Source organism: Methanosphaera sp. A6 (assembly GCF_001729395.1).
GTDB classification, from domain to species: Archaea; Methanobacteriota; Methanobacteria; order Methanobacteriales; family Methanobacteriaceae; genus Methanosphaera; species Methanosphaera stadtmanae.
The window spans coordinates 1-8,240 of the sequence record NZ_MAIF01000127.1 but is presented as its reverse complement, the minus strand read 5'-3'; the positions used below and the strand labels follow the sequence as shown (position 1 = coordinate 8,240).

Below are 8,240 nucleotides of genomic sequence, written 5' to 3'. Positions count from 1 at the left end.
TAATAAAACAAATAATAAACACAACAGAAAATACAAAAACGGCATTACAATAGTTAAGTCAACAATGACTTATCAAAGGAGCTAAAATATTATATAATTATTAAATAGAAACTATATTTTATATAAACAAAAATAATATGGGGTAAAGTAATTGCAAGTAATTACTAAAAATGAAAATAAAATTCTTTTATTAATTAAAAATAACTTAGATAAATATCCTGAAAAGATACCTTACAATAAGATAAAGGATATATTAGAACTGTCAGAAACAAGTTTAATAGATCTATTAGAAGCTCTTCAAGAAAAAAATTTCATAAAACTAGATTCAGATGCTAAAGAAGTGCATTATATTGACCTGTATTTGGAAACAAAGGTTGTTGAAGATAAATCAGCACTAAAGAGTTACATGCTAAATAAAACAGAAGAAGATGCATATGTAATAATTCAAAATGTAATCTCCAAATATAATGGTTATGCTCCAAGATATGTATTAGAGGGTGCTCTTCTCTATGGTGAATTAGAATTATCACCTAAAAGAACATACAACATAACTGTTTCCCTAGAAAATAAAAACTTACTTAAAAAAGTAAAACGAGCTGATGGTGAATATTATACTATATAAACTCTTTTATAAAAAAATAATAAGTAAAGAAATAAGGTTATACAGCCCAACTGTATGGATTAAATTCAGATGGTGGTATGTACATTATTTCTGCAAGATTTTTTTCTAATAATTCTTGATTTAAGTTACTATCATCAACATACACAACACCTAATGTTCTATTGTATTTATCAAAGTGTTTTGCATCATCCACATCAATAGTAACCATTTTTCCTAAACATCTTTCTTTTACATAGTTTTTTGCTTCGTAGTATCCTTCTTCTCCACGTTCAGGAGTATTAACTCCAACAAATCTAACTTTACCTAGACCTGAAACATAGATTGTATCTCCATCAATAACTTTATAACATTCTCCAGTAACATTACTACCATCTAATTCTGGTCGTGGCATGTCTTTCATGTTATTAGAAGCATATACCATGGAACTACATAAGAATAATCCTACAATTATCAATATAGGTATTATTTTTTTCATCTTTATCACTTTCTTGACCTACCCAACTATTATGGTTGTGTTTCTCGGGCAATAAACTATTTTTGTAGTTTAGATTAATCGAGCTATCCCCCACGGCCCGTGGGTTTTAACATATTTTATGAATTTAATATTTCAATTATATCGCATATTACTTGTCTAATCAATCCCCAATATATTGGCTTGGTGTATTTTTAGACTTAGAATGATAAAATACTATAATTATATTTTATATAAAGTAATATATAATATATTTAATGTTTTTTTTTTAAATCAAATAGGAGTAATAATATGATATTAATTGTAGGTGGAGCAGGTTACATAGGGTCCCATGTAAATAAAGTTTTAAATGAAAGGGGATATGAAACAATAATTTTAGATAATTTAAGTTATGGACATGAAGAATCAGTTAAATGGGGAACGTTATGTAAGTGTGATCTTGCAAATATCAATGAAGTAGATGACATATTTACTAAATATGATATTAATGCAGTGATGCATTTTTCATCATTTATAGATGTAGGTGAATCAGTACGAAATCCAGAAAAATACTACAACAACAACGTGGTAAATACAATGAATCTACTTAATGTAATGTTAAAACATGATGTTAAAAAATTCATATTCTCATCAACATGTGCAACATATGGTATACCTCAAAAAATACCATTAACAGAGAATCATCCACAAAATCCAATAAATCCATATGGTTGGACAAAATTAATGGTTGAGAGAATTCTTAAGGATTATGATACAGCATATGGACTAAAATCAGTTATTCTCAGATATTTCAATGCATCAGGAGCAGATGAATCTGGAATAATTGGTGAATGGCACAATCCAGAAACACATTTAATTCCATTAATACTTGATGCAGCTATGGGAAAACGTGAAGATATAAAAATTTTTGGAACAGATTATGATACTCCAGATGGAACATGTATTAGGGATTATATACATGTAACAGATCTAGCAGATGCACATATTTTGTCTCTTGAATATTTAAATAAAAACAATCAAAGTAATCAATTTAATCTTGGTAATGGACAAGGATTTTCAGTAAGAGAAGTAATAGAATCTGTTAAACGTGTAACAGGAAGGAATTTTAACGTTACACAAACACAAAGAAGAGAAGGAGATCCAGCAATTCTAATAGGAAGTTCCAAAAAAGCAAAAGACACACTTGGATGGGATCCTCAATATGTAAATATTGATAAAATAATAGAAACAGCATGGAATTGGCATCAAAAATTAAACAAGGAATAAACTATGAAAGATACAGTATGCGCAGTAGTTGTGACCTTTAACAGAAAACAACTCCTATTAAAATGTATTGATTCACTTTTAAATCAAACACATAAAATCAATGCAATATACATTGTAGATAATAATTCTACAGATAACACACCACAATTACTCTATGAAAAAGGATATATTAAAAACACACCACAAAATACTAAAACTATAGAATCCACAGAAAAAACAATGAATAATATAACAATTAAATACATTCATTTACCAGAAAATATTGGTGGAGCTGGTGGATTCTATCATGGTGTGAAAATGGCATATGAGGATGATTATGATTGGATATGGATAATGGATGATGATGCCTTTCCAACAAAAACATGTCTTGAAAAATTAACACCATACTATCACTTAGATGATACAGTAGCACTTGCAAGTCTAAAGGTAGATCTTAATAACAACATATTATATCATCACAGAGGCTACTTTAACTTTAAAAAAGGACTACCTATTCAAAAACAAATAACACCTGAAGATACAAAAGTAGCTATTAAAGATATTGACATGGCATCATTTGTAGGATTACTAGTTAATAGAAATGCTATATCAAAGATAGGTTATCCAAAAAAGGAATTTTTCATACATACAGATGATTTAGAATACTGTATTCGTTTAAGAACAGTTGGAAAAATTAAACTAGTAAATGACAGTATAATAAAACATGCAGAAGGTAGTGTTAAAGGAACATTTAAAAAAACTGTATTAGGTATATCTGTAGATAGACGACCATATGATAAATTATGGATAAACTATTATATGCAAAGAAATCTAATATGGATTGGAATGAAATATTCTCAAAATAAAATATCATTATATCTAACAATAATAAAAAATTACATATTAACAATCATTGGAATAATACTCTTTGATGATAACAAATATAGACGAATAACATTCTATACAAATGCATATATTGATGGATTTACATCAAACTTTGACAATAAAAAGCCAAAGAAAATATTATATAATTAAAGGAGGTATGTTAATGGGAGTAAAATTTAAAGATATTACAAATCCAGAACCTATAGAAATGAAAGAATTAGAAGGAAAAATTTTAACAGTTGATGCTTCAAATGTAATCTATAAATTCTTATCAAGTATGAGACAAACTGATGGAACACCACTACGAGACCTGAATGGACATATAACATCACACCTAAATGGTATAATGTTTCAAACATCAACACTAATTGAAAAGGATATAAAACCAGTGTATGTTTTCGATGGAAAAGCACCAGATTTAAAAAAAGAAACACAAGAAGAAAGAATAAATATTAAAAAGGAATCTGAAAAGAAATATCTGGAAGCTAAAGAAGTTGGTGATGTAGTAGCTGCAAGAAAATATGCTGCAAGAACAACACATCTAAATAAGGAAATTATAAAATCTTCTAAAAAATTATTAGATTTAATGGGAATACCTTATGTACAAGCAAGAACTGAAGGAGAAGCACAAGCTTCCTATATGGTTTCACAAAATGATGCATGGGCAGTAGTATCACAAGATTATGATTGTCTACAATTTGGTGCAACACGTATGATTAGAAACCTTAAATTATCTAAAAGTAATTCTAAAAATTTAGAACTAATTTCTCTAGAAAAAACATTAAAGGAATTGAATCTTACAAGAGAACAATTAGTTGATGTTGCAATGCTTGTTGGAACAGACTTTAATAAGGGAGTATATGGTATTGGTGCGAAAAAAGGAATTAAATTAATTCATAAATATGGTACATTAGAAAAAGCATTAGAATCATTAAATGAAACAATGGAGGTTGATGCTGAATTAATTAGAGAAATATTTTTAAATCCAAACGTTGTTCATAATTATACTATTGAATTTAAGCGTCCAAAAAAAAGTCAATTACTTGATTTTCTATGTGGAGAACATGATTTTGATGAAAGACGAACAATAAGTGCAATTAAAAAATTACAAGCAAAAACAGCACAGTCAAGTCTTGAAGATTGGTTTTAAAAAAAGTAAAGTGAAGGATGTTATATTTATGTACCAACATCCCAACTATTCATATATTTTTCTTGTTCATCACTAAGTGTATCTATTTCCACACCCATTGTTTTAAGTTTTAATTTAGCTATTTCTATATCTACTTCATCTCTTGTTTTATAAACACCTGGTTTCATATCTTCATTTAAAAGACGTTTTGCAGATAATGCTTGCATAGCAAAACTTAAATCCATAATTTCAGCTGGATGTCCCTGTCCATATTGTCCTGCAAGGTTAACTAATCTACCACCAGCTAGTAAATAAATACTACGTCCATCAGCCATTACAAATTCTTCAATATCTGGTTTTAACATATTTCTACCTATTGCTTGGCTAGCAAGATCATTTTCATTAATTTCCACATTGAAATGTCCAGAATTTGCAAGCATACAACCATCTTTCACATGTTTAAAATCATCACCAGATATGATATCTCTGTTACCAGTAGCTGTTATAACAATATCTGCTTCTTCAAGTGCTTTTTGAACTGTCATTACTCTGTATCCATCCATTTTAGCTTCAAGTGCTCTGATAGGATCAACTTCTGTAACAATAACATTTGCTCCAAGTCCATCTGCTCTCATGGCAATACCTCTTCCACACCATCCATAACCACATACAACAACAGTTTGTCCTGCAATTACTGAGTTTGTTGTTCCCATTATTGAATCAAAGGTAGATTGTCCAGTACCATATCTGTTATCAAAGAGGTATTTCATGTATGAATCATTCACAGCCATAATAGGCATTTTCAAAGCATTATCTTCATACATTGCTTTTAATCTATGAATACCTGTTGTTGTTTCTTCACAACCTCCTCTTAGTTTTTCAAGAAGTTCGGGTCTTTCTTTATGGATTAAAAATATTAAATCTGCACCATCATCTATAACAATATCTGGTTCATAATCTAGTACTTTGTTGAGTTGTTCATAGTATTCCTCATTAGTTTCACCAGTCCAACCATACATATTTAATCCTAGTTTTGCACCAGCTGCTGTAGCATCATCTTGGGTAGATAATGGATTACAACCTGTCATTACAACTTCTGCCCCACCTGCTTGTAGAGTTAATCCTAAATTAATTGTTTTAGGTTCAAGATGAAGACAAGAACCAATTGTAATTCCTTTGAATGGTTGTTCTTCTTCAAATTGTTTTTTAATAGTTTCTAAAACAGGCATATGTTTTTGTACCCATTTTATTTTCTTTTCTCCTTCTGGAGCTAAATTAATATCCTTAATATCATATGTCATTAATTTCATCTCTCTTTAAAATATTATTCAATATATTATTATATCTTCTTATTTCTTATTATTAATTTAGATTATAAAGGAAGTTGTATTAAATTATTAATAATTTTATTTTAAAAATAGTTTATGAAAAAATAAATGTAGAAATTTAGAAGTTTCTACATTTTGTTGATGTTTAGTTGTATGAAACAAGTTCACTGTCTTTTGTTGGTTTTACTTTTTTCATTGCTTCTTCAAATTCAGACATGTGTACAATATTTGCTTCAAGATTTTTTCTTAATGTTAACATTACAGCTTCACGGCATACAGCTTCAATATCTGCTCCTACAAATCCTTCAGCTTCTTTTGCGAGTGTGTGTATGTCAACATCATCTGATAATGGCATATTCTTTGTATGTACTTTGAATATTGATTCTCTTGATTCTTCATCTGGAAGACCTACTTCAACATGTCTGTCAAATCTTCCCGGTCTTAGTAATGCTGGGTCTATAATGTCTTTACGGTTAGTTGCAGCTATAACTGATATGTCATGTAATTCTTCCATTCCATCCATTTCAGTAAGAAGTTGATTTACAACTCTTTGTGTTACACCACTATCTCCAGCTGAGTATCCTCTTGTTGATGCTATTGCATCAATTTCATCAAAGAATATTACTGTTGGTGCTGTTTGTCTTGCTTTTCTAAATACTTCTCTTATTCCTTTTTCAGAATCTCCAACCCATTTAGATAATAGTTCTGGTCCTTTTACAGATATGAAGTTAGCATCACTTTCATTTGCTACAGCTTTTGCTAGTAATGTTTTACCAGTTCCTGGAACTCCAGTTAGTAGAACACCTTTTGGTGGGTTAATTCCAAATTCTTTGAATTTTTCAGGATTTTTTAGTGGCCATTCAATTGCTTCTTTTAGTTCTTGTTTTGCATCATCTAATCCACCTACATCATCCCAATTTACATCTGGTATTTGTACAAGTACTTCTCTTAGTGCTGATGGTTGTATTTCTTTTAGTGCATTTTTGAAATCTTTTTTATGTAGTACCATTTTTTCAAGTACTTCTTGTGGTACTTCTTTGTCTGTCTGTATTTCTGGAAGTATTCTTCTTAGAACTCTCATTGCTGCTTCTTTACATAGTGCTTCAAGGTCGGCTCCTACAAATCCATGTGTTACTTCTGTTAATTCATCAAGATTTACATCATCATCAAGTGGCATATGTCTTGTATGTACTTCAAGAATTTCTTTTCTTTCTTCTTTATCTGGAACTCCAATTTCTATTTCTCTGTCAAATCTTCCAGGTCTTCTTAATGCTGCATCAATTGCATCAGGTCTGTTGGTTGCTCCAATTACTACTACTTCTCCTCTACTTTTAAGTCCATCCATAAGTGTTAGTAATTGGGCTACTGTTCTACGTTCTACATCTCCTGATACTTCTTCTCTTTTTGGTGCAATTGCATCTAGTTCATCTATGAATATGATGGAAGGACTGTTTTCTTCTGCTTCTTCAAAGAGTTCTCTTAATTGTTCTTCTGATCCTCCAACGTATTTACTCATGATTTCTGGTCCATTAATTACTATGAAGTGGGCATTTGTTTCATTTGCCACAGCTTTTGCTAGTAATGTTTTACCAGTTCCAGGCGGTCCATGGAGTAATACTCCTTTTGGTGCTGAAATTCCTAATTGTTTGAATAACTCTGGTCTTTTTAGTGGAATTTCTACCATTTCTCTTATTTTTTTAACTTCATTTTTTAATCCACCAATATCTTCATAGGATACATCTATTAGGTTTTCAACTCCTTCGAACTTACTAGGGTCTACTGGTTTTGTTTCCATTTCAATTTGGGTATTTTCTGTGATTTTTACAGGACCCAGTGGTTTTGTATTTACTACTGCAAGTTTGATTTCACCAATTGATGCCATATTGGACATCATTTGATTTATAAGGTCGTCAAACATCATACTTGATGTTTTTGGTTGTTGTTTTCTAACACCAGTTATGATAATGTCTCCTTTGTTTACTGTTCTATTTAGGAATACTGAGTTTAAATTTCCTTGTATTGCAATTTCTTGATCTACTGGCGCTAATTTAACTTTTTTAGCTTCTTTTATAGTTGCAGGTCTGATTGTTACTTCTTCTCCTATGGATGTTCCTGCATTTTTTCTAAGATAACTATCTATTCTTAGAATTCCTAGACTTACATCTGATTTTGATTCTACTACTGTTGCAGTAGTGATTTTATTTCCTTCAATTTCAATGATGTCTCCATCTTTTAGATTTAATTCATCCATACATTTTGGATCTATTCTTGCTATTGATCTTCCAATATCTCCTTGAGAGAATGCTTCAGCAACTTTTAATTTTAATTCATCAGTCATAGTATTACCTCCTTATATTTTTTTTTAATATGATATATTTTATGAATTTAATGTTGTTTTCTTTTTTATTACTTTTTGTAATAATAATTATATCTATTTTAGTATATAAAGGTTACTAAAATATTGATTAGTTTTTTTTCTTTTACTTACTTTTTGTAATAATAACTATGTATCTTTTAGTATATAAAGGTTACTAAAATTCTATTTTTTTATTAAAAATA

General features: G+C 29.7%; 7 protein-coding genes. 4 read left to right on the top strand and 3 right to left on the bottom strand.

All coding sequences use genetic code 11. The annotated features are described in order from the left end of the window. The first annotated feature begins 151 nt into the window (after positions 1–151). The gene (locus A9758_RS05065) at positions 152–622 is read left to right on the top strand and encodes a hypothetical protein (RefSeq protein ID WP_011406672.1); all 471 of its coding nucleotides are present in this window, start codon (positions 152–154) and stop codon (positions 620–622) included. Positions 623–659: 37 nt separating this feature from the next. Here the strand turns inward: A9758_RS05065 and A9758_RS05060 are convergent, their stop codons facing one another. Beyond that, positions 660–1,022: a thermonuclease family protein gene (locus A9758_RS05060; RefSeq protein WP_232048239.1), complete on the bottom strand. Its 363-nt coding sequence runs from the start codon at positions 1,020–1,022 to the stop codon at positions 660–662. A 363-nt stretch (positions 1,023–1,385) separates the two neighbouring features. Here A9758_RS05060 and galE point away from each other — a divergent pair, with 363 nt between their 5' ends. From galE to fen, 3 genes are read left to right on the top strand one after another with little or no spacing between them, the layout of a single operon-like run. Then, positions 1,386–2,360 carry a UDP-glucose 4-epimerase GalE gene (gene galE, locus A9758_RS05055; RefSeq protein ID WP_011406670.1) on the top strand — a complete coding sequence of 325 codons (975 nt, stop codon included), beginning with the start codon at positions 1,386–1,388 and terminating at the stop codon, positions 2,358–2,360. A gap of 3 nt (positions 2,361–2,363) precedes the next feature. After that, positions 2,364–3,374: a glycosyltransferase family 2 protein gene (locus A9758_RS05050; RefSeq protein ID WP_011406669.1), complete on the top strand. Its 1,011-nt coding sequence runs from the start codon at positions 2,364–2,366 to the stop codon at positions 3,372–3,374. Positions 3,375–3,387: 13 nt separating this feature from the next. Next, the gene (gene fen / locus A9758_RS05045) at positions 3,388–4,374 is read left to right on the top strand and encodes a flap endonuclease-1 (RefSeq protein WP_011406668.1); all 987 of its coding nucleotides are present in this window, start codon (positions 3,388–3,390) and stop codon (positions 4,372–4,374) included. A gap of 26 nt (positions 4,375–4,400) precedes the next feature. Here fen and A9758_RS05040 read toward each other — a convergent pair whose 3' ends face one another. Further along, positions 4,401–5,654 carry an adenosylhomocysteinase gene (locus A9758_RS05040; RefSeq protein ID WP_011406667.1) on the bottom strand — a complete coding sequence of 418 codons (1,254 nt, stop codon included), beginning with the start codon at positions 5,652–5,654 and terminating at the stop codon, positions 4,401–4,403. A gap of 172 nt (positions 5,655–5,826) precedes the next feature. Next, a complete protein-coding gene (locus A9758_RS05035; RefSeq protein ID WP_011406666.1) occupies positions 5,827–8,019 on the bottom strand; it encodes a CDC48 family AAA ATPase in 2,193 nt (730 codons plus the stop codon). Positions 8,020–8,240: the final 221 nt, after the last annotated feature.

Coding starts and splice junctions, on each gene's coding strand:
- A9758_RS05060 (WP_232048239.1), bottom strand. CDS start 1,022: ATGAAAGACATGCCACGACCAGAATTAGATGGTAGTAATGTTACTGGA.
- galE (WP_011406670.1), top strand. CDS start 1,386: ATGATATTAATTGTAGGTGGAGCAGGTTACATAGGGTCCCATGTAAAT.
- A9758_RS05050 (WP_011406669.1), top strand. CDS start 2,364: ATGAAAGATACAGTATGCGCAGTAGTTGTGACCTTTAACAGAAAACAA.
- fen (WP_011406668.1), top strand. CDS start 3,388: ATGGGAGTAAAATTTAAAGATATTACAAATCCAGAACCTATAGAAATG.
- A9758_RS05040 (WP_011406667.1), bottom strand. CDS start 5,654: ATGACATATGATATTAAGGATATTAATTTAGCTCCAGAAGGAGAAAAG.
- A9758_RS05035 (WP_011406666.1), bottom strand. CDS start 8,019: ATGACTGATGAATTAAAATTAAAAGTTGCTGAAGCATTCTCTCAAGGA.